The sequence below is a fragment of the Flavobacterium sp. 140616W15 genome, assembly GCF_003668995.1.
Classification (GTDB): domain Bacteria; phylum Bacteroidota; class Bacteroidia; order Flavobacteriales; family Flavobacteriaceae; genus Flavobacterium.
The window spans coordinates 3,583,094-3,605,792 of record NZ_CP033068.1; the positions used below are offsets into that span (position 1 = coordinate 3,583,094).

Consider the following 22,699-nt stretch of genomic DNA (forward strand, 5'->3'; position numbering starts at 1 on the left):
ATGAAAGGACCATTATTTTACTCAAAAATATTACTTTTTGGAGAGTACGGAATAATCCGTGATTCAAAAGGACTTTCTATTCCTTATAATTTTTACAATGGCGCATTGAAGAGAACCGAAAATCCTTCGGCAGAAGCCATTGCCTCTAATTCAAGTTTACGCAAGTTTACATCATACCTTGAAACATTACAAGCAGAGCAACCAGAATTGGTAACTTTTGACTTAACTACTTTAAAGAATGATGTAGAAACTGGAATGTATTTTGATTCAAGTATCCCTCAAGGATATGGAGTTGGAAGTAGTGGAGCGCTTGTTGCAGCTATTTATGATAAATATGCTCAAAACAAAATCACAGTTTTAGAGAATTTAACTCGTGAAAAATTATTACAGCTAAAAACTATTTTCTCTCAAATGGAAAGTTTTTTCCATGGAAAAAGCTCTGGTTTAGACCCATTAAATAGCTACTTAAGCATTCCTATTTTAATCAATTCAAAAGATAACATCGAAGCAACTGGGATCCCGAATCAAAGTTTTGACGGGAAAGGTGCTGTATTTTTATTAGACTCAGGAATTGTTGGAGAAACTGCTCCTATGGTAAACATTTTCATGGAAAACTTGAAAGATAAAGGTTTCCGTACAATGCTAAAAAACCAATTTGTAAAATATACTGATGCTTGTGTAGAGAATTTTTTACATGGCGACATGAAGTCATTATTCAGTAATACCAAAAAATTATCAAAAGTAGTTTTGAATAATTTTAAACCAATGATTCCAGAACAATTTCATGGCATATGGCAAAATGGTATTGACACTAATGACTATTATTTAAAATTATGCGGTTCAGGTGGTGGCGGTTATATTCTTGGTTTTACACAAGATTTAGAGCGCGCTAAGCAATCGTTAAAAGACTACAAACTTGAAGTAGTTTACCAATTTTAAACACATTCAAATTCTATAATTTATAGAATCACATATAGTTACTTTTTTAGAGCCGATAAAATTCGGCTCTAAAAATCAAACAAACAAAATTCTTAATTTCAAATAGGAATTGACATCTTAAATCTTACTTTATTTCCGAATTTTCATCTCACGAAAACAGTAAAGGAATTTAAAAAAACAAAAGATTAAAAAAACTAACACATATTGACAACAAGAGTATTTTAGTATATTAATACCAAATGGACCTAAATTATATAGCGTCTTCTATTTACGCTGTAGAAAAGAAAACACAAAATAGATTACAGTATCATAAAAAAAGGATTTACTACAGATGATAAAATCAAGATAAAGTTCTTAAAGACTATTAAAAGATGTACTTTAGTCATTTTAAATACCGAAGTACAACTCTAACAACCTATAATAAAAGAAATGTTAAGCCGTCAGAATAAAATTTTAGCGATGAAAGTTATAAGTTTGTTCTCAGTAGTGAGAGGCTACAACATTCCTATTATAATATTAGCCCAATACTTATCTGCAATATTTATACTAGCTCCCGAAAAAAGAGCACTCGATATTTTATTAGACTTTCATTTGTTTTTAATTGTATTCGCATCGGCAATTACGATTGCATCAGGTTATATCATAAATAATTTTTACGACAGTCAGAAAGATTTAATTAATCGTCCAAACAAATCAATGTTGGATCGATTGGTAAGTCAAAAAACGAAGCTGAGTGTTTATTTCACGCTCAACTTCATTGCTGCATTAATGGCATTAATTGTTTCCTGGAGAGCTTTTTTATTCTTTTCTGTATATATTTTTCTGATTTGGTTTTACTCACATAAGATCAAAAAATTCCCATTGATAGGGAATCTTATGGCCGCACTATTAGCCGTTTTACCATTCTTTGCCATATTACTATATTTCTACAACCAAATTTCATTTAATGATTTAGAAAACCAAAGAGGTCATTTTGCAGTTATATTTGCTCATGCTATCTTTTTATTCTTATTACTACTAATACGTGAAATGATAAAGGATTTAGAGAATTTAAAAGGAGATTTGATTAACAACTACAAAACTATTCCGATTCTTTATGGTGAAAGAGCTTCAAAAAAATCATCACCTTTTTAACTTTCCTAACCATAGTCCCTGTATACATCTTAATCGAAATATATGACATTGGCTACATGGACATTTATTTTTATTCCTGCTTTATAATTTTAATATTTTTCTTACTATACCTATGGAAGTCAAATTCTAAAACACAATTTTTATTATTACACAATGTATTAAAATTTCTTATCGTTTCTGGTGTATTTTGCATTGTACTTATTAATCCAAGTGTTTTGTGGCACGGAAAAACTTTACTTTTAAAAATCTAATTACTTGAAAATTTTCAGCTTTTTTTGATAATTTTCATATTTAAAGCTAATAATAGTATTAAAAGCTAGTAATCTAACAACAATCAAGTTACTGCTATTAACCAATAATAAACTATCTTTGCACAAATTACAGGATTTATGAATAACAAGGAAGGCAATAATAAAGGAAAAGGGCCAAGAGCAAATAGTTCAAGACCCAACTCAAATAAGCCAAAACCTGCCATGCAAAAGCGTGCACAAGGGCCTAAAAAAGCGAAGCCGAATACTAAGATAGCGGAAGAAGCTGCTGAAAAAGCTACTAAAAAACCGAATCAAGCACCAAAAAGACAAAAGGCTGCTGATGAGATTCGTTTGAATAAATATATTGCTAATTCTGGCGCGTGTTCTCGTCGTGATGCAGATATTTACATCCAATCTGGAAATGTAAAAGTAAATGGCGTTCCTGTTACAGAAATGGGATACTTGGTTAAACCAGGTGATGTCGTTAATTTTGACGGAGCAGTTTTAACTCCAGAAAAGAAAGAATACATATTATTAAACAAGCCTAAAAACTTTACAACTGCTTTTGACGAAGGTCAAGAATTCCGTAATGTTTTAGAATTGGTTCGTGGTTCTACAAATGCCAAAATTGCTGCAGTAGGTAGAATGGACAAAAATACTACTGGTTTGTTGTTGTTTACAAATGATACTGATATGCTTCGTAAGTTTACTTTACCAAGCCAAAAATCATCTAAAATATACCAAGTTTCATTAGATAAAAACTTGAAATTTGAAGATTTAGAAAAAATAAACAAAGGGCTTGTTCTTGATGGACACCGTGTTTTTGTTGAAGATATAAGCTATATCGACAATGAACCAAAAAGCGAAATTGGGCTTAAATTACGTTCATCAAATGTAAAAGTCGTTCGTTCAATTTTTGAGCACTTTGATTACGATGTTTTACGTATCGACCGTGTAGCATTTGCAGGTTTAACCAAAAAGAATTTACCTAGAGGAAACTGGCGTATGCTAACAGAACAAGAAATTATCAATTTGAAGAACGTATAAAACTTCAAATTATACATAAACAGAAAATCCTATTTTACACATTTGTAAAATGGGATTTTTTTTTAGACTTCAATGAAAGTTGAAGTTTAAGAATTGCTATTTGAAAAAATATGGTTGAAAATGGAATTTGAAAACTTAGATTTGCTTTTCTCCTCGACAACTTCGTATGATGAAAATCCTAAGATAATTTTGATTCCGAGTGGAATGCTATTTAGAATACCTCTCTTTTGCTCTTCTAACGTAGATTGAAGACTCTCTTGTACTTGTTTTTTGAAATTGAAATAAGAAAAAACCAAAAGAGCAGAAAAATTTAATACTTCGCGGGCAGTTTCGCTCTTAATTCCTATTTCGTTAGAAACCATTTCAGTAATTCTTGATTTTTTATTATCAAAAATTCGTTTCAACAACTTATTCCCTTCGTTTTTATAACAATCATTGACAGATAATAATCGCCCTGACTCAAAATCTATTTCTTTATAAAATTCGGTAACCTCAACAATGTCAATTAACTCATTATATAAATCACCATCGTGTATTTTATTATGTGCTCCTATTAATATAGTTCCGATAGATGCATCAATTGCTTTAATTAATAAAGCATCATTTTCAAAGTAAAATTTATTCAGTTTAGAAACAACATTTGAAGAAATAAAACGCCTAAGTTCAATTTGTAGATTTGGATTCATGAATACTGGATTTCTTTAATTAAATAATTTTTATCGATTATAAATAATCGATAAAGTGTGGTATTTCATCGTTTATGTGATAAATATATATAAAATAATATCATATCCAAAAAAAACGTTAAAAAAAATTTAACATTAACCTCAAATAAACCATATAATGTATAAAAAACCCAATAATAGCCTTAACTGACTAAATATCAAGAATTTTAAAGAAATCACACTAATTTTAAAAAGAATGACAAATACTACATTTATTTCAAAATAATATAGCTTTTTTTTTACATTTATTAAACACAACAGGACATTAATGGATTTACTCTTATTAACTTTTATAAAAATAAAATAAGTATTAAAAACTGCATAATACAGTTTTACATGTCATTCATTAATACATTGACACTCAATGATGCAGACTGACAATAAATAAAAGTATCCTTTTAACAAAAAACTATAAAATCATATTTTTCAAAAGTAAGAAAGTAGCTTCTAAGCAAATTACGGAAATACGTATTTAAGAATAGTTAGTATTAGTATGTCTACTGAATCGACAGATAATTTTTAACAGTAACACCTCAAACAGAAACATTATAAAAGAGTACTATTAAAGAATAAAAATAACAACAGATTGTTACAACAAAATAAAGACAAATAAAAAAGCTATTTTAACTAATTTAAAACAGTTTAATACAAAATATATTATATTTTTATCCTTTTAAAACCAATTATATTCTAAATATCACTATGGCAATTAACTTACAGAAAGGGCAAAAAATAAACATTGGCTTATCAAAAATAACAATAGGTTTAGGTTGGGATCCAAACGAAGGAACAGGAAATGATTTTGACTTGGATGCATCCGCAATAATGATTAATTCAGATAGAAAACTTTTGGGTGAAGATTACTTTGTTTTTTATAATAATTTAAAATCTCCTGATGAATCATTAGAACATACCGGTGACGATCCTGATGGAAAAAGTAGTGATGGAGATGACGACGAAGCTATAAAAGTTGATTTAACTAAAATTGACCCAAGAGCTAATGAAATCTTATTTGTTGTAACAATTGAAGACTTTGAAAGAAGAAAACAAAACTTTGGCCAAGTAAGAAATTCATATATTAGAATAGTTGATAATGCAAGCGGAGAAGAAATTGCTAAATACGAATTGGACGAAGATTTCTCGATAGAAACAGGTGTAGAATTTGGAAGACTTTATAAAAAGAATGACCAATGGAAATTTGAAGCTTCTGGAATTGGATATAGAGCCGATTTAGGTTTCTTTTTAGAGAAATACTATTCAGGTGAAATCATTAAATAATGACTTTCTCAAAATCAAATCAATTCATTACTAATCCAAAACAAATTAGTATTTAAGAAGTATCATGAACTCTACTTAAAATTAATCTGTTGCTATCAAACTTGTAAACTTGAAAATAAATCATTCAAACCATAGTCATCTATCATTCGATTTATGGTTGACCCTCATAAAATCAAATCCTGAATTTAAAAGTAAAAGAAATCTATTATTTAAAGATTTTTTGATGTAGATTCTACAATCGAAAAAGTGAATGAGGTAGTTCGCTATTATGATGTTTTATGCAATAATATAAACGAAAGAACGGGATCCAATATTGATACTTATGAAATTTATTATTTAATCTTAAACGCATTAAATTTAGACATAAATAAGATCTCAACAGATAAATTAGAATTATTTTATAAAGAGACTGAATTATTATTCTTGAAATATAAACCAGAGCTTCTATATAAAAATATCCCAGCCCTTTTTGATGAAATTACTAAACAAGGAAAAACAATCAACTTACTTAGTAACACTGCTTTTATTAAAGGGAAAACATTGAGAAAAATATTATCTCATTATGAATTAGAAAATCATTTTAATTTTCAGATATACTCCGATGAAGTCGGAATTTCAAAGCCAAATAGTCAAATTTTTCAATTAGTATTTGACCAAGCAAATGAGATAAAAAAAACAACCAAAAAAGAAATACTGCATATTGGAGACAACATAGTAGCCGATTATAATGGAGCTATTAATTTTGGATTTGATGCACACCTATTAAAATTATAAAAGTGAATAAAAATTTTAGTTTACATAAAATTCTTGAAAAAGATAATTGCCCTTTTCAAGAAGGAGAATACAGCCGATTTAAATTTGGAGATAAAAGCTATGCAGAAAAATTTGCAAAAGAATTATTCGATGGCTTTACGGAACAATATGGTGAATTGATTTTATCAAACAAGGAAATAGTTATACTTCCAAGTCCATTTTTATCGATACCTACAGCTTCAAACTTTTTATGTTATTATTTCAAGAAACAACTCAACGCCTTTCTGTTTAAAAACAACAAAAAAGCATGTATTGAGTCAAAAATTTACAGAAATCAAACTTATGTTACTGATTATGGAAATTTAAATTTTGAAGAAAGAGTAAAATTAATCTCTAATGACACCTATTATATTGACAAAAATTTTATTGAAGGAAAACTTTGTATTTTCGTTGATGATATTAAGATCACAGGAAGCCATGAACATACTGTAAATAAAATACTAGATCAGTATAATGTAAATGGTGATTTTGTATTTGTTTATTTTGCTGAATTAATAAATAAAGAGATTCATCCAAACATAGAAAATCATTATAATTATTATTCTGTTAAGAATGTTGAAGACATCGTTAACATTATAAATAGCGATCATTTTCAATACAATACTAGAATAGTAAAGTATATATTAAGTCTCAACGAAGATGATTTTAGCTATTTAGCAAATAACATTTCGTTGCTAAAAAGTAATGATTTATTTCATCTAGCAATAAGTAATAACTACCACCAAATTTTAGAATACCAAAATAACATTAACGTAATAAAAATTGATTAAATTATGGCTATCAACTTACAAAAAGGGCAAAGAGAAAACATAAATGCCCCAAAATTTACAATTGGTTTAGGATGGGATACAAATAGTAGCTCGACAGGATCAGGATATGATCTTGATGCTTCTGTATTTGTATTAGGAGATAATAGAAAAATAATTTCTGACTCTCATTTTATATTTTATAATAATTTAAAATCACCAGACGAATCTGTTATTCATACAGGAGACAATTTAACTGGAGATGGAGATGGAGATGATGAGCAAATAAAAATTGATTTAACAAAAATTGATGCTGCTGTAAAAGAAATATGTATTGTCGTTACAATTCATGATGCTCAAAACAGAAAACAAAATTTTGGACAAGTTCGTAATTCATTTATTAGAATTGTAGATGATAGCAACAATACTGAAATGGTTAAATATGAATTAGAAGAAGACTTCTCTATAGAAACTGCAGTTGAGTTTGGTAGAATATACAATAAAGACGGACAATGGAAATTTGAAGCTATTGGTGCAGGAATGAAAGGTGGATTAGAAGATTACTTAAATAAATACAACTAAAAAATGGCTATAAATTTAGAAAAAGGACAACGTATCAATCTTGAAAAAAGCAACGGTACTAAATTACAAAACATTTGCGTAGGTGTAAATTGGGGAGCTATTGAGAAAAAAGGGCTTTTTGGAACAAAAAAAGAGCCTGTAGATCTAGATGCAAGTTGTGCCATTTATGACGAAAAGAAAAACCATATCGATTCTGTTAACTTTAGAAAACTACAATCTAATGATCAAGCTATTAAACACAGCGGTGATGATTTAACTGGAGATTTAAACGGTGATGACGGATTAGACAATGAAGTTATTACATTAGATTTTTCTAGAATATCACCTTCTGCAAACCATGTAGCTTTCTTTATAAATAGTTTTAGAGGACAAGATTTTAAAGATATTCCTTTTGCATCTATCAGAATATACGAAGGAACTCCAACAAGAGTTAACCAGGAATATGCTCGTTATGATATTGCAAACGATTCTTCTTTTGCTGGAAATGTATCAATGGTTCTTGGTGTTTTTTACAAAAGAAATGATGAATGGAAATTTAGTGCAATCGGAACACCTACAAGAGATAAAAAACTTGAAGAAACGATTCTTACTATCCAACAAAATCATTTATAAAAGACAACATGATAGACAATCAATTAGTTACTCAAGAAAACGTTGCCTTAATTGACAAAGATGGAAATGTAAACTTAGCTACAATTACTGAAACAGAAATTAACAGCTACAAATCAATCTCAAATCAATTAAATGAGAACGATGCCAATTCGATTTTAAATTACGGCGCTGACATTCAAAATGCTATTGCAAAACAAAGTGATACTTTCTTAACCAACGTTAGAACATACAACTCTGGAGAAGTAGGAACTTTGATTAATGATTTGTTAACTGAATTAAACTATGTAGATGTTGATCAGTTAGACCAAGGACCTGTTAAGCGATTTCTTTCAAAGATTCCAGTCCTTAATAAATTAGTTGTCGATGTAAAAAAATTATTCCAACAATACGATAAAATTACTGTAAACATTGACAAAATCAGTAATAAAGTAAAAGCTGGAATGATTAATTCTGTTAAAGATAATAGCGCACTTCAAACCATGTTTGATGGTAATGTCGCTCTTATCAAAGAAATGGAAAAACACGTTATTGCAGGACAAATTCGTTTTAAAGAACTAAACGAAGAACTTGCTGTGATGGAAGCTAACACGGCACAATATCAAGATTATCAAATTTCTGATAAAAGGAATTTCATAAACCGTCTAGACAAACGTTTGGCCGACATGAAAATTGTTCGTTTTATTATGTTGCAATCTCTAGCCCAAATACGTGTGGTTCAAAACAACAATACGTCTATTGCAGAAAAAGCACAATCTATCTTAACGACGACAATGCCTGTCTGGAAAAACCAGCTTACCCTAGCTGTTGCTCTACAAAGACAAAAACAAAATATTGAAATTCAGCGAAAAGTATCTGAAACAACAAATACTATTTTGCAGAAAAATGCCGAAATGCTGAAACAAAACAGCATTGAAGTAGCTAAAGAAAATGAAAACACAATTGTTTCTTTAGAAACGCTTAAAATGACAACCAAATCTTTAATAGATACTTTAACAGAAGTAAAACAAATTCACGAACAAGGTACTGAAACCAGAAGACAACTAGATGCTGGTTTGCAAAGTCTTGAAAGCGAATTAAAAAAAGGCGTCATAAGCTAATTGAATATAAGATAAGACCAACAAATGCAAGAGGAAGAGGAACGGTTCGTTCAAATAATAAAAGATAGTAACAGAAAACTTGTGATTTTAGAATTGTTATCCAATTTCTTTAATCACAAGGATCTTGTTGGTACCTTAATAAAAACAAAAATAATCCATACTCTTTTTCAAAACAACCGTTCATTAGACATTAATAAATTAGAACTATTTCACATACAGTTTACTAACAGCCTCATTGATTTGTTTCAAAAAATCAAGAAATCAAAAGAACAAAACTATCTTTTAATTTCAGATGAAATATATATTAATGATGACATTATTTCAAAACTAAAATCAGAAATAGAAGAAACTAAGTTTACGAATCAAATGCGGGTTCATTCGCAAAATATGTCTAAAAAGATTGAGGAATTATACAACATATTTGTAGCTGATAAATCTGCTTTATTTAATTGGAATGAGATTACGATTTTTTCTGAAAGCGTTCAATCTGAATATTACAGAGAAATAAGTATTGATCAATATGAACAGCTCACTCGCTACAACAAAAGCTTGTATGAAAACTCATTTGCGAAATTTGAAAAAAAATTATTAGGCAGATTAAACATTCTAAAGTTCAAAATTAAATTTTTGTGTGGATTAGTTTGTAATAACGAGACAATTGAAGTCTACGAATTTAGAGATTCTAATGACAAATTTATTTATGTTGCCAATGATAAATCTTTCTATTTTTTAAATAGTGAAAATTCTCAAGGAATAGATTTATCGAAAAATAATTCTGCAAAAGAAGAAATTGTAATTCAACTAACAACTAAAAATGCAGATTTGAATTTAGAGCTTAGTACAATCAAATCAATACTTCCAGAAACTGTTCAGGAAGTATTAAAAGATTACTTAGACAAGATCTCTTCTGTTGATTTCCTAGATGATTTGCAGAATGTGGATGAACAAACAAATATTTTAAAAACAATGTTAAACATTAATATTAATTAAAAGAATAAAATGGCAATTAATTTAGAAAAAGGGCAAAGACAAAGTATCGATGCACCAAAATTTACTGTTGGATTAGGATGGGATAGTAATTCTAGTAGTACTGGAGAAGGTTTTGACTTAGATGCATCAGTCTTTTTAGTTGGTGCTAATGGCAAACTTCCTTCTGACAACCACTTTGTATATTATAACAATCTAAAATCACCAGATCAGGCAGTAGTGCATACTGGAGATAATTTAACTGGTGATGGTGATGGAGATGATGAAAAAATACAAATTGATTTATCAAAAATTGCTCCAGAAGTTTCTGAAATTTCATTTGTAGTTACTATTCATCATGCAGATACAAAAAGACAAAACTTTGGTCAAATAAGAAATTCATTTATCCGAATTCTAGATCAATCGAATGTAGAATTAGTTAAATACGAATTAGACGAAGATTTCTCCATAGAAACTGCTGTTGAATTTGGAAGAATTTACAAAAGAAACGACGAGTGGAAATTTGAAGCTGTTGGCGTAGGAATGAAAGGTGGTTTACAAGATTATATAAATAAATACAATTAACAAGAAACACTAAAAAAACATGGCAATTAACTTAACCAAAGGACAAAAAATTGATCTAAGAAAATCAAGTGGTGAAACATTAACAAATTTCTGCGTTGGTGTAAACTGGGGAGCAATTGAAACAAAAGGATTCCTCGGATTATCAAAAAATGTAAAAGATGTAGACTTAGATTTGAGTTGTATTCTTATTGATGACCAAAACAAACTTTGTGACCATTTATATTCTCCTTTATACAGAATTGAAGCATTACAACAATTTGGTTTACCAAAAGGTAAATTATTAAGTGTTGATGGCGCTCTAAAACATACAGGTGATGATCTTGCTGGAGATACAGGTGGTGATGATGGATTAGATAATGAAATTATAACTGTCGATTTATCAAAAGTAGATTCAAAAGTTAACCAAATATTTTTCTTCTTGAACAATGCAGGAAATGAAGATTTTTCTCAAATCCCTTATGCAAAAATCAGAATGTACGAAGGTACTCCAACAAGAGTAGTTTCAGAGTTTGCGTCATATAATGTCTCTGCTGATAGACAATATGTAAACAAGCGTTCAATAATTATGGGGAAACTTTACAAACGAAATAATGAATGGAAATTTAGTGCAATTGGAGATCCTACTGAAGATACTTTCTTAGGACAAACAGTTCACAAGATTGTACAATCATACCTATAATAAAATCTAGTATTTTAGAGTACGAAAATGCATTATTTGCGTACAAGCGCATTCCATAATTAAAATTGTAAAGAAATTGAGTCTTCGCTCATCAAATGAGACAAGATCAATAATACACTTTAATTATGTTGTGATAACTTTATTAATTGGTTAGTGGAAAATTTTTCTCATGAGCCCCATTCCTATTATTGGGGCTCTTTATAATCACTTAATAAACAAAAGGCAAATACAAACACATACAATACCCAATACTATTTCATCCCTTAAAAGAAAAAAATGAGAAGACTTCCCGTATACTTATTGCTAGATACTTCAGGTTCAATGTCAGGAGAGCCAATTGAAGCTGTAAAGAATGGCGTTCAGATAATGATTAGTTCTTTGCGTCAAAATCCTCAAGCTATTGAAACCGCATTTTTAAGCATAATCACTTTTGATAGTACAGCTCAACAAATTGTGCCACTAACAGATTTAGCCTCTTTTCAGATGGTAGATATTAAAGCAACAGGAGTTACAGCTTTAGGAGAAGCTTTAAGATTAGTCGCTCATAAAATAGAAACTGAAGTTCAAAAAACAACTACCGAACAAAAGGGAGATTGGAAGCCTTTAGTTTTTATCATGACAGATGGAATCCCTACAGATAACTGGGAAAATGGCTTAAATGAATTTAAAAAATCAAAAGTAGCTTTTACAGTAGCATGTGCAGCAGGAAATGGTGCAGATACTAATGTTTTAAAGAAAATTACAGATAATGTAGTTAGTTTAGATACAGCAGACACTGCAACCATTGGTAAATTCTTTCAGTGGGTAACAGCTTCTATTGGCGTAAGTTCAACAAAACTAGAAGATTCAGGAAAGGAAATCACAAATTTCAAAGAATTACCTCCTCCTCCATCAGAACTTAATATTGTAGTTTAAATTCCTACTCTCGAAATACATCTAAAAAAGATTTTTAGAGTCTTCTTGAGCCAAACAGAATCATATAATACAAACAAGTGTTTCTACATAAAATAAACGTAGAACAAATTTAGTAATACAATTATTAAATCATTTTTTGCAAAAAATACGATGAGAAGACTACCAGTATATTTTTTATTAGACACTTCCGGTTCAATGTATGGAGAACCAATTCAGGCATTAAATAATGCTTTGAGTGGCATGATTAACACGTTGCGTTCAGACGCACAAGCTTTAGATTCGCTTTGGATTAGTATTATAACTTTTGATAGAGAAGTAAAAGAAATTACTCCCTTAACAGAGTTAGTAAACTTTCAGCTTCCAGAGATAACCTGCCCCCAAAGTGGACCAACAAATACTGGAGCAGGACTTGAGTTTATAATTGAAAAAGTAAAAACAGATGTTATAAAAGGCTCACCAACTCAAAAAGGAGATTGGAAACCGTTACTCTTTGTATTCACAGACGGAAAACCATCAGACATACAACTTTATAGACAAAAAACACCCGAAATTAAAAACCTGAATTTTGGAGCAATTGTTGGTTGTGCAGCTGGTCATATGGCCAACGACGATATTTTAAAAGAACTAACAGATAATGTCGTTCATTTAGACTCTACAGATAGCTCAACTCTGAAACAATTTTTTAAATGGGTTTCTGAAACTATCGAACAAGGCAATAAAAGTCAGGGAACAGGAGAAAGTGTAGCTTTGCCTCCACCGCCAAGCGAAATAACTATCGTAATTTAATTTTTCTTTAAATGATAGATATAATATTTAAACTTTCAACTTCGATTATTGATGTAGCAAAATATGCAGATGAAGCCTATCATGAAGGAAAACCAGACATAGACTCAATAGTTTTAAACTCAACCGAAAGATTAGAACTCATGAATATAGATAGTCTTGTTGTATGTTATCAATCAATAATAGTAAATGATTTTACAATTAAGAAGATAGAACAACTTTTGATCGATAATTATCAAAAAGAGCATTTATACATAAGAGATATTATAACACGCAAGAACTGCATTTATATAAAAGCAATGCATGCTATTCCTTTTACAGATATAAATAAATGTTACGGGGCTACTTTTTCCATTAATTATATGGAGTCCAATAATTGTATCTCTGTTTATGGGATTAAAACAAAAAATACAGAAGAAGAAGTTTTTAAGCAAATTGCAAATGAATTAATAACTACCCTATCAAAATGACACTTATCAAACTTTTCATCCAAATCCTAATAATTGGTTTATTTTTATATTCTAAGTTGCTCCCTTATAAAGATAAATTAAGTCCACAATACAAAAAGATTTTTGACTTTTTCAATAGTATATTTTCGCCAATATTCAATTTTTTGAAAACCATCGTAAAGCCTTTTCAAGTTGGTATTGGATTATCAGTTGATATGACACAAATTGTACTTTTAATTATTTTTTTAATGCTACTAAATTTCCTTTAAAATGAGAAGATTACCTATATATTTTTTAATTGATATATCCGAATCAATGGTAGGAGAACCTATTCAACAAGTTGAAGAGGGGTTAGCTACAATCATTCAAGCTTTAAAAACGGACCCTCATGCTCTAGAAACTGTATTTGTTTCTATCATCGTTTTTGCTGGGCAACCTAAAACATTGGTCCCTTTACAAGAAATAGTTAGTTTTTACCCTCCTAAATTCCCAATTGGTAGCGGAACCTCATTAAGCAAAGGATTGGGGCATTTAATGCATGAATTGAGAACAAATATCGTTAAGACTACTTATGAAATGAAAGGCGATTGGAAACCAATTGTATTTTTATTTACAGATGGAGTTCCTACAGATGATAGTAAAGCGGCGATTAATGAATGGAAACTTAATTGGCAAAAAACAGCTAATCTAATTGCAATTTCTTTTGGAAACGAAACAGACACAAACCTTTTAGGTGAATTAACCGAAAACGTTTTACATTTTAAAAACACAAATGTTCAATCCTATAAAGAATTCTTTAAATGGGTTACAGATTCTATAAAGACAAGTAGTATAAGTGTCGAAAGCAACTCGACAGGATTCGAATTAGCAAAATTAGATGGAGAAACACTTTCAAAAATAGATTTAACAAAATCAGAACCAAATCGTCAGTATGTAGATGATAATTTTGTGGTGTTAAACGGAAAATGTCAAAATACCAAAAGACCTTATTTGATGAAATACCGCAAAACAATTGCTCCGTCAATTTATGCCGGTATCGAATTATCGTCTAAAAACTATAAGCTGGTCGGAGCATATCAAGTTGACAATTCTTATTTTGAACTAGCAGACACCACTAATTTTAGCAATAAAGTAAATACCGATGAACTCATAGGAGGTCCAACATGTCCTTGTTGTGGCAATCAGATAGCGTTTGCCGTTTGTGTTTGTAGCAAAATACATTGTATTGGTGACGAGGACATAAGTACTTGTCCGTGGTGTAACAATCAAGGAACTTATGGCGCTAGTGGCGAAGGTGGTTTTGATGTAAACAGAACGCAAGGATAATTTTTTCATGGAAGAAACAAAAAAATATGTCCAAGCTTTTTTATCACAAAATAAAATTGAAGTTCCAACAAGCAAACATTCTCTATTTGATGATTTTATTGCAAATGAAACAAACATTGAATCCGTAAAAATAATTAAAGAAAATCAACAGATGATTATGGCAAACTGGATGCTAAAAACTAGAATTGATGACATTATTCAACAATCGGTATTATTACCAAACGGTACGGTGAACAAAAATTATGAATCAGAAATTGACTTTATTAAATTAGGCTGGAACGATATTGTTTATTCAGAAATTAAAAACTTAGACGATACTGGACTTTCTTTTAACGATACTGAAAAGTTACTTCATGGAAATCCAAAAATAAGTGGTGATTTAAAAATAAAACTACTATTCAGAGTTGAAGGAGAGGAAGAAAATTCAACACTAAATGAAAAAACAATTACAGTAATTATAAATCCTGATCCAAAATCGTTGTGGAAAAACATTGAAAGCAACAAAACGGATCCTTTCTGGAAAGAAGACAACATTGCTTTTTCGGGAAAATTTTTAGACAAAAACATTGTTATAGCTTCTAAAAGAGGAAGAAGTCATGCAAATGTTGGCTCCTTTAGAGATGATGATTATGCTTTTAAAAACATCAATGAAACAGGTTGGTGCGTGCTGGCAGTTTCAGATGGTGCTGGTTCAGCAAATTTATCAAGACAAGGATCTAAATTGGCCTGCGATTTAGTGATTGAATATTTTGAACAAAATTTAACCCTAGAATATTTAAAAGAGTTTGATGAGACACTTTTAAATCATTATAACAAATCAGATGAAAGCACATCAAAAAAATAAGCCACTTTGTTTATAATACCTTGTCAAAGGGAGCCCACTATACACATAAAAAAATAGAGGAGTTTGCAATACAAAATGAAAAAGAGCTTAAAGATTTTCATTCGACTTTAATATTTACGTTAGTCAAAAAATATGATTTCGGGTACGCCATACTAACCTTTGGAGTTGGCGATTGTCCTATTGGTTTATTAAATAAAGATTTAACCGAAATAAAACTAATGAACTGGCTAGATGTTGGAGAATTTGGTGGAGGAACCAGATTTGTTACCATGCCAGAAATATTTCAAAGTGACAGGTTCTCGTCCCGATTTGGTTTCAAATTAGTTGATGATTTCTCTTATTTGATGTTAATGACAGATGGAATTTACGACCCTAAATTTATTGTTGAAGTTAATTTAGAAAAAATAACAAAGTGGAACGAATTTTTAGGAGATTTGCAAGGAAATAACGAAGATGGCCATAAGGTCGATTTTAATCCGGAAAATACCGAAATTGCAAACCAACTTTCGGCGTGGATGGATTTTTGGAGTCCAGGAAATCACGATGACAGAACCCTAGCTATAATTTACTAAATCATGAGTATAGTTACCGTAAAATCAATTAATGACCACACAAAATCATATCAATTTGTTGATAATGGTGAACCAATGCGTGGTGGTGTAAAAGATGTATATTTTAGTCCTGATAAAAAATATGTAGTTGCTATTTTTAGAGATAAATTAGACTTTAATCAAAAGGAAAGACTCCAAAAAATAACTAATTATTATTTGCCACAAATTCAAAACAAGGAAGCAGGCGATTATTATTTAAATGAAGTTTTTAGATGGCCAACAGATGTTATCGAATATAATAATCTAACTGGAATAATTGTTCCCGTTTACAATTCAAAATTCTTCTTCAAAAAAGGATACGCAACAAGCGATTTAATTCAAGGAAAAGAAAAAAATGGAAAATGGTTTGCTGGACCCAAATTCAGGAACCCACAATTTCCGCTTAGAGTTGCAAATTCAGAGTTAGGAGATTGGTTAAGTTACTTTCAGGTTTCGGTTAATTTAACTCGGGGAGTAAAAAAAATGCATGCCATGGGATTGGCGCATTCTGATTTATCATACAATAATGTACTAATAGATCCTATCGAAAAATCTGCCTGCATGATTGATCTAGACGGATTAGTAGTTCCAGGATTATTTCAGGCAGAAGTAATAGGCACTGCCGAATTTATTGCTCCCGAAGTACTAGCAACTAAACATCTAAATAAAACAGACCCAAACAGAAAATTACCAAACAGATTAACAGATCTGCATGCTTTGCCTGTGCTTATTTATATGTTTCTATTACATCGTCATCCATTAAAGGGAGGTAAAGTTCATGATTTAGACACCGAAAAAGATGATTTATTGTCTATGGGCGAAAAAGCAATGTTTATAGAACATCCTACAGACAATGCAAATAGACCAAAACTTAATCAAGTATCAAAATGGGATTTGCCTTGGGCAGATATCACCAAACTACCCTACACGATTACGGGGCCGTATCTAAAAACATTATTCGATAAAGTATTTATAGATGGATTACACAATCCGATGCAAAGACCAACGGCAGAAGAATGGGAAATAGCGTTGCTGAAAACATCCGATTTAATGCAGAAATGTCATAACACATCCTGCGAGCAAAAATGGTATGTTTTTGACAATACAAACACACCAAGATGCCCATTTTGTGGAACATCCCACAAAGGGACACTTCCTGTTTTAGACCTTTACTATCAAGCCCAAGAATCGGTATGGAAACCCGAAAATCATAGATTAATGGTTTATAACGATCAATACTTGTTTCAATGGCACGTTAATCGTAATATTGCCAGAAATGAAAAACTAACCGCAGAGCAGAAAATACCTGTGGGATATTTTACATTTCATGATGATAAATGGGTATTAGTCAATCAGAAACTAACCAATTTAAAAGATTTAACAGAAGACAAAGAAATTCCAATCGGTACAATGGTAGAGCTTACTGATGGAAAAAAACTACTCCTCTCGAGAGAAGAAGGAGGAAGAGTAATCGTAATTACAATGGCTAATAAATAAAAACAATTAAAAACAAAAATTAATTTAATAAACAACAAATGAACGAACATCCCATTTTCTCCGAACATCCTGGATTAATAGCAATTTTTGCAATCGCAGTAGTAATCATGCTATTACTAGATTTAGGAATTTTCAACAAAAAAAGTCATGTCGTAAGCAATAAAGAAGCTATTTCCTGGTCATTAGTTTGGATCAGTTTAGCAATGGGTTTTAGTGGTTTAGTTTACTATTACGCAGGTTCTGCTAAATTTTACGAATTTCAATCAGCGTATTGGATCGAGAAAGCACTTTCTGTAGACAACCTTTTTGTTTTTATACTTGTATTCAAGTTTTTTGATGTACCAAATACCAACAAACACAAAGTCTTATTTTGGGGTATTATTGGAGCATTGGTCCTAAGAGCTATATTTATATTCTCTGGAGCTTTTTTAATCGAATTAACTTATTTAAATAAACTTTTAAGCCTAGTTGGTGTAGAAGGATTTAAATACGACATTAACTTAATCATGACAGCCTTTGGATTGTTCTTAGTTTATGCTGGAATAAAATCATGGTCTGCAGGAAATGAGGACGAAGACGAAGATTACAACAATACAAGAGGAGCCAAATTAATTAGAAAATTCTTTAGCGTAAGCGATAAGTACGATGGAGATAAATTCTTTACATACGAAAACGGAAAAAAACTAGCAACACCTCTTTTAGTTGTAGTAGCAGTTATAGAATTTACAGATTTACTTTTTGCAGTAGATTCAATTCCAGCGATTTTTGCAATCTCAAGTGATCCATTTATTCTTTATACATCAAACATTTTTGCAATATTAGGACTAAGAGCATTATTCTTCCTACTTGATAATTTCATTCATTTGTTTAGTAAACTACAATACGGACTAGCAATAATCCTTGCTTTTATTGGAGTTAAAATGATTATCTCACCATTCTATCACATAGAATCTCTTTATTCATTAATTGTTATTGCTGGTGTTTTAGTAATATCTGTTATTCTTTCAGTAATGTTCCCAGAACCAAAAGAAGAAGCATAAAATCAATATTTAAAATACGAAAAAAGACCTCAATTGAGGTCTTTTTTTATGCATTATAGTTTGTGATTAATTATGTAATAGAAAGAAATAATGTTAGTCACTCATAAGCCTTTTTCATACGAAAAGAAAAAACAAATTTAGAAGCATATATGAGTGCAAGTACAAAATATGTCTTACGATTTTTGCTATTATAATATCTCCATAATTTTTTTATACAAACTAAACTTTAAAATCATGAGCGAAAATAAACTTCCGGAAGAAACAGAAATAAGACTAATAAATTTTTTCAATAATGCTATTGAACCCGAAGAAATGGCAAAAGTAATACGTCAAGTAAATTATGCGCTCTCTTTATGCTCAATGAGAAGATGCGAAACAACAGAGTCTCAAATAAGAATTATTGAAGATAATTTTTATTGGCTCAATAAATTAGCCGAAGCTTTAGATCCTTATTTGGATGTGGAGTGAATTCTTATAAAGCTTCAAGTTGTATTCTTTTTTTAAATTCCAAAAAGTTGAATTGCCTCCTGCTTTAGCTGGAGGAATTTTATTTAGCAAGAATCAAGGCTTTAGCCGAATAGATAAATTTGGCTAAAGCCTTTTTTTTACTTTCATTATAAACCTCCAGCTAAAGCAGGAGGCAATTCAAAAAAACTACTGAAACTTTTCTAAAGATTTTTTTAGAAACCAATAATGTATCAATGGAAAAGAAAAACAAAAAAATATTATTTATATCAGTCATTGGAATAATAGCAGGAACATTAATTAAATTACTAGGATATAAAACCTTAGGAGATACATTTCTTGGTCTTTCAACACTAATCTGGCTCATCATTATTATCCCTCTTATTTATAAATTTATGAATAGAAATCAGAAGACATAAATAATGCATGTCTGTTGTAATCAATTCAAAACAAAAAAGCTTCTGATCTCTCAGAAGCTTTTTAGTAGTCTTTTTGTGTAAATTTATAAAAATTAACACATGATTTCGTAAAAAAGTATTACTATTGTTTATTCAAAACAATATATATATGAAAAAAGCTATCTTTACTATCTTAAGTTACTCTTTATCTTTTTTTATTCTTTTAGTCTACTCTTGCAGTACTGAAGAAACGGTATCTAATCAAACCTTAGATGCTCAAACTTGGTTTAAAAAGTATGAAGCTGAAAGCCCAAATTTTGATTTATTCCAAAATTTAGAATACAATTGGAATCAAGCCAAAATAACAACCTCAGAAGACGGAACTGAAACCATTATTGTTCCTATTGTTGAGCGCAAAAAAAATATATCAGAAATTTGGAAACAAGAATTGTATATTTATAAATTAAGTGCAAACAATTACCAAGCTGTAGTCTTTGAGATATTTCCCGATAAAAATTCAAAAATGAGTAGTCAATCAATAGACGGTGGTAATTTTAATGGATACATTGGTTCTTGGGATTTGAAAAATGGTTTTATAAAAGCGGCTCAATTTGAAAACAACAAAGTTGTTCAAGAAGGAATAATAGCAATGTTATCATCTGCCAGTAACAATGAACAAAGCAAAATGGTAGCCGACCCTTGTTATTATTGTCCTGATGAAGAGGAACCAACTGGAGGTAGCGGTGGTTCTCCTGGAATACCGCTTAGAGAAGTTATAATTACATCTCCATCAGCACCACCATCGTTTCCTCCTATGACTTTTATCCCGCGTGGCCCCTCATACGGTGCGGTTGATCCACCTGAATATACAAATCCGCCTCGAGGTGGTGGTGGTGGTGGTGGTGGTTCAACGGTGAATACTGAAAACCCTTGCGACCAAATTAAAAAACAAAATACAAATGCTAATTTTAAATCCAAAATCGATGAACTAAGTAAGAAAACAAATCTAAAAAAAGAAACTGGTTATATGCAAAGCAAGAACGGACCACTTACGGCTCTAACAAATTTAAGTAGTGATTCAATGAGACTCCCATATGATGCTACTACCGTTGGTTATATGCATACCCATCTTGACGATTATGATTCTGGAACTGTAGATTTAGATGGTAATCCATTGTTAAATCAGCCTATTAAAATGTTTTCTCCTGCAGATGTACAATCTTTTATGATACTTTTGATGAATGCCAACAAAAATGGTATTCCTTTATCAGATATTTATGGAACTATGATTTCTAGTAAAGGGAATTATACCCTTCGACTTAAAGGGGGGTATAGCGATCTTAATCTAGGATTGATTTTTAACAAAGCATTAGATGATAAATATATGAAAACGATGGGGAAGAATAAAAGCTCTAGAGAGCTAGGCTTTTTAAAATTTATGAAAGAAAATGGTATCACTGGTATTTCGTTGTTTAAAATAGATAATGATGGTACTACTGCCCAGAAAACTCTAGATGCTAAAGATAAACTAACAACAACACCATGTCCATAACACTTAAAACAAATACGATGAAAAAGATAATTATTATAGGTGTTCTGATTGCATGCACCTTATCCTGCAAAGCACAATCAATTGTTCCAATAGAAAAGTTAGCGGAATACATGCGGGAAGAGAAAGATGTTCCTGAAAGTGTCACTTATTTAAAAGATGTAAATGGTATTCGGGACAATTATATAGGCACTTGGAAAGGAAATTATAATGGAAAAAATTATGAATTAGTTTTTAAAAAAAGAACCACCTCTGACGACAGAATAACTGAAGACGGATTAATAATGCGTTATTTAATTACAGATGCGAGCGGTGCTATTTTAGAAGATACTAGAGCAGAGCCAGATGATAGTCCCTATACTGCAAAAAGTTATTACTTCGCAAAAAACTATTTTGTTTTAACTTATGGAGGGCGTCAATATCAGTGTGGACAAGGGGGAGAACTATTTGTTCTGTTGACAAAAAAAACAAACAATACTGCTATAGAGCTGTTTCTTACTCCTAGACAAGATTTTATACTTGAACAAAATTGCCCCAATGGCGCAGCCCCACAATTATTTCCAAAAACCAAAATGACCTTAACCAAACAATAGATAACTTTAATTATCAATTTTAGTAATCAAAACAAAAGCAGTGTTTTTTGAAATACTGCTTTTCTGTTTTAAGGTTCTTCTTCTGAAGATGTTTCGTTAAGTTTAAAGACAAACTAACAACAACACCATGTCCATAACACTTAAAACAAATAAGATGAAAAAAATAATTATTATAAGTATTCTAGCTGTGTGTAGCTTTTCCTGCAAAGCACAATCGATTGTTGCAATTGAAAAATTAGCAGAATACATACGGGGAGATATTGGTATTCCTGAAAGTATCACTTATTTAAAAGATACAAATGGTATTCGAGATAAATATGTAGGTACTTGGAAAGGAAATTATAATGGCAAAAATTATGAATTGATATTTTCAAAAATTACTACTAAAATATCTCGTACTACCCAAGACGGATTAGCAATACGTTATTTAATTACAAATACGGGTGGTGCAGTTTTAGAAGATACCAGAACAGAGCCTGATGACAGCCCCTATACTGTGAATAGTTATTATTTTGGCAAAAGCTATTTTGTTTTAACTTATGGAGGGCGTCAATATCAATGTGGACAAAGGGGAGAATTATTTGTTATGTTACCAAAAAATACAAATAATACTACCATGGAACTGTTTCTTACTCCTAGTCAAGATTTTATACTTGAAGAAAATTGTCCCAATGGTCCAGCTCCACAATTATTTCCAAAAACCAAAATGAGCTTAACCAAACAGTAGATAACTTTAATTCTCAATTTTAGTAATCAAAACAAAAGCAGTGTTTTTTGAAATACTGCTTTTCTGTTT

The 22,699-nt window shown here is 30.6% G+C and carries 24 protein-coding genes and 1 pseudogene; 24 read left to right on the forward strand and 1 reads right to left on the reverse strand.

Annotated elements, in window-relative coordinates; genetic code table 11:
- The 3 genes and pseudogenes from EAG11_RS15685 (at position 1) to EAG11_RS15695 (ending at position 3,371) form a co-directional block, all read left to right on the forward strand.
- Positions 1-939: a mevalonate kinase gene (locus EAG11_RS15685; RefSeq protein ID WP_129539979.1), complete on the forward strand. Its 939-nt coding sequence runs from the start codon at positions 1-3 to the stop codon at positions 937-939.
- A 429-nt stretch (positions 940-1,368) separates the two neighbouring features.
- Positions 1,369-2,324: pseudogene (locus tag EAG11_RS15690) on the forward strand (geranylgeranylglycerol-phosphate geranylgeranyltransferase).
- Between the two features lie 138 nt (positions 2,325-2,462).
- The gene (locus tag EAG11_RS15695; protein WP_129539980.1) at positions 2,463-3,371 is read left to right on the forward strand and encodes a pseudouridine synthase; all 909 of its coding nucleotides are present in this window, start codon (positions 2,463-2,465) and stop codon (positions 3,369-3,371) included.
- Between the two features lie 86 nt (positions 3,372-3,457).
- Here EAG11_RS15695 and EAG11_RS15700 read toward each other — a convergent pair whose 3' ends face one another.
- The gene (locus EAG11_RS15700; RefSeq protein ID WP_129539981.1) at positions 3,458-4,057 is read right to left on the reverse strand and encodes a DUF937 domain-containing protein; all 600 of its coding nucleotides are present in this window, start codon (positions 4,055-4,057) and stop codon (positions 3,458-3,460) included.
- 741 nt (positions 4,058-4,798) lie between these two features.
- On the opposite strand from EAG11_RS15700, the gene EAG11_RS15705 reads away from it, so the two are divergent.
- The 21 genes from EAG11_RS15705 to EAG11_RS15805 all read left to right on the forward strand — a co-directional run bounded on the left by EAG11_RS15705 (position 4,799) and on the right by EAG11_RS15805 (position 22,630).
- The gene (locus tag EAG11_RS15705) at positions 4,799-5,374 is read left to right on the forward strand and encodes a TerD family protein (protein WP_129539982.1); all 576 of its coding nucleotides are present in this window, start codon (positions 4,799-4,801) and stop codon (positions 5,372-5,374) included.
- Positions 5,375-5,620: 246 nt separating this feature from the next.
- Positions 5,621-6,148, forward strand: a complete 528-nt coding sequence (locus tag EAG11_RS15710) for an HAD family hydrolase (RefSeq protein ID WP_371414597.1) — start codon at positions 5,621-5,623, stop codon at positions 6,146-6,148.
- A gap of 2 nt (positions 6,149-6,150) precedes the next feature.
- Positions 6,151-6,957 (forward strand): phosphoribosyltransferase family protein, encoded by an 807-nt coding sequence (locus tag EAG11_RS15715; RefSeq protein ID WP_129539983.1) that lies wholly within the window; start codon positions 6,151-6,153, stop codon positions 6,955-6,957.
- Positions 6,958-6,960: 3 nt separating this feature from the next.
- Positions 6,961-7,515 (forward strand): TerD family protein, encoded by a 555-nt coding sequence (locus EAG11_RS15720; RefSeq protein ID WP_129539984.1) that lies wholly within the window; start codon positions 6,961-6,963, stop codon positions 7,513-7,515.
- A gap of 3 nt (positions 7,516-7,518) precedes the next feature.
- Positions 7,519-8,127 carry a TerD family protein gene (locus tag EAG11_RS15725; protein ID WP_129539985.1) on the forward strand — a complete coding sequence of 203 codons (609 nt, stop codon included), beginning with the start codon at positions 7,519-7,521 and terminating at the stop codon, positions 8,125-8,127.
- Between the two features lie 8 nt (positions 8,128-8,135).
- On the forward strand, positions 8,136-9,224 hold the full coding sequence (locus EAG11_RS15730) for a toxic anion resistance protein (protein ID WP_129539986.1): 1,089 nt from the start codon (positions 8,136-8,138) through the stop codon (positions 9,222-9,224).
- A 24-nt stretch (positions 9,225-9,248) separates the two neighbouring features.
- Entirely contained in the window at positions 9,249-10,214 is a 966-nt protein-coding gene (locus EAG11_RS15735) for a hypothetical protein (protein WP_129539987.1), read from the forward strand.
- 9 nt (positions 10,215-10,223) lie between these two features.
- Positions 10,224-10,775 (forward strand): TerD family protein, encoded by a 552-nt coding sequence (locus EAG11_RS15740; RefSeq protein ID WP_129539988.1) that lies wholly within the window; start codon positions 10,224-10,226, stop codon positions 10,773-10,775.
- A 19-nt stretch (positions 10,776-10,794) separates the two neighbouring features.
- Positions 10,795-11,454 (forward strand): TerD family protein, encoded by a 660-nt coding sequence (locus tag EAG11_RS15745; protein WP_129539989.1) that lies wholly within the window; start codon positions 10,795-10,797, stop codon positions 11,452-11,454.
- Positions 11,455-11,730: 276 nt separating this feature from the next.
- Positions 11,731-12,369 carry a VWA domain-containing protein gene (locus EAG11_RS15750; RefSeq protein WP_129539990.1) on the forward strand — a complete coding sequence of 213 codons (639 nt, stop codon included), beginning with the start codon at positions 11,731-11,733 and terminating at the stop codon, positions 12,367-12,369.
- Between the two features lie 150 nt (positions 12,370-12,519).
- A complete protein-coding gene (locus EAG11_RS15755) occupies positions 12,520-13,155 on the forward strand; it encodes a VWA domain-containing protein (RefSeq protein WP_129539991.1) in 636 nt (211 codons plus the stop codon).
- Positions 13,156-13,166: 11 nt separating this feature from the next.
- Positions 13,167-13,622: a hypothetical protein gene (locus EAG11_RS15760; RefSeq protein WP_129539992.1), complete on the forward strand. Its 456-nt coding sequence runs from the start codon at positions 13,167-13,169 to the stop codon at positions 13,620-13,622.
- 249 nt (positions 13,623-13,871) lie between these two features.
- Positions 13,872-14,927 carry a TerY-C metal binding domain-containing protein gene (locus EAG11_RS15770; RefSeq protein WP_129539994.1) on the forward strand — a complete coding sequence of 352 codons (1,056 nt, stop codon included), beginning with the start codon at positions 13,872-13,874 and terminating at the stop codon, positions 14,925-14,927.
- Positions 14,928-14,934: 7 nt separating this feature from the next.
- Positions 14,935-15,771 (forward strand): protein phosphatase 2C domain-containing protein, encoded by an 837-nt coding sequence (locus tag EAG11_RS22655; protein ID WP_256387063.1) that lies wholly within the window; start codon positions 14,935-14,937, stop codon positions 15,769-15,771.
- 20 nt (positions 15,772-15,791) lie between these two features.
- Complete coding sequence (locus tag EAG11_RS22660) at positions 15,792-16,343, forward strand: protein phosphatase 2C domain-containing protein (protein ID WP_256387064.1); 552 nt, start codon at positions 15,792-15,794, stop codon at positions 16,341-16,343.
- Between the two features lie 3 nt (positions 16,344-16,346).
- On the forward strand, positions 16,347-17,858 hold the full coding sequence (locus EAG11_RS15780) for a helix-hairpin-helix domain-containing protein (RefSeq protein ID WP_129539995.1): 1,512 nt from the start codon (positions 16,347-16,349) through the stop codon (positions 17,856-17,858).
- Positions 17,859-17,896: 38 nt separating this feature from the next.
- Positions 17,897-18,898, forward strand: a complete 1,002-nt coding sequence (locus tag EAG11_RS15785; protein WP_129539996.1) for a TerC/Alx family metal homeostasis membrane protein — start codon at positions 17,897-17,899, stop codon at positions 18,896-18,898.
- 234 nt (positions 18,899-19,132) lie between these two features.
- Positions 19,133-19,366, forward strand: coding sequence for a hypothetical protein (locus tag EAG11_RS15790; protein WP_129539997.1), 234 nt, complete (start codon positions 19,133-19,135; stop codon positions 19,364-19,366).
- A gap of 564 nt (positions 19,367-19,930) precedes the next feature.
- Positions 19,931-21,313, forward strand: coding sequence for a hypothetical protein (locus EAG11_RS15795; protein WP_129539998.1), 1,383 nt, complete (start codon positions 19,931-19,933; stop codon positions 21,311-21,313).
- A gap of 17 nt (positions 21,314-21,330) precedes the next feature.
- Positions 21,331-21,903, forward strand: coding sequence for a DUF6705 family protein (locus EAG11_RS15800; RefSeq protein WP_129539999.1), 573 nt, complete (start codon positions 21,331-21,333; stop codon positions 21,901-21,903).
- 154 nt (positions 21,904-22,057) lie between these two features.
- Positions 22,058-22,630 carry a DUF6705 family protein gene (locus EAG11_RS15805; RefSeq protein WP_129540000.1) on the forward strand — a complete coding sequence of 191 codons (573 nt, stop codon included), beginning with the start codon at positions 22,058-22,060 and terminating at the stop codon, positions 22,628-22,630.
- The last annotated feature ends 69 nt before the right edge of the window (positions 22,631-22,699 follow it).